At 62.1% G+C, this 285-nt stretch carries 1 pseudogene; it reads left to right on the top strand.

The features are described from left to right. Positions 1–285, top strand: a pseudogene (locus AB4Y34_RS42275) (EmrB/QacA family drug resistance transporter); the annotation flags it as partial.

Here is a 285-nt window from a genome sequence, read left to right as displayed (position 1 = left end):
GCGACCTCGACTGGTTCAGCTCGCCGGTGATCTGGGCGCTGACGATCGTCGCCGTGGTCAGCTTCCTGTTCTTCCTGATCTGGGAATTGACCGAGGAAAAACCGATCGTCAACCTGCGGCTTTTCGCCAGACGCAACTTCCTCGGCGGCACTATTGCGATTTCGGTCGCCTACGCGATCTTCTTCGCCAACCTCGTGATCCTGCCGCAGTGGATTCAGGGCTTCCTCGGCTACCGGGCCGTCGACGCCGGGCTCGTGACCGCGCCGCTCGGCATTTTCGCCGTGA

The sequence above is a fragment of the Paraburkholderia sp. BR10954 genome (assembly GCF_040965775.1).
Taxonomy (GTDB): Bacteria; Pseudomonadota; Gammaproteobacteria; order Burkholderiales; family Burkholderiaceae; genus Paraburkholderia; species Paraburkholderia youngii.
This window is presented reverse-complemented; position numbering and strand designations above follow the sequence as displayed.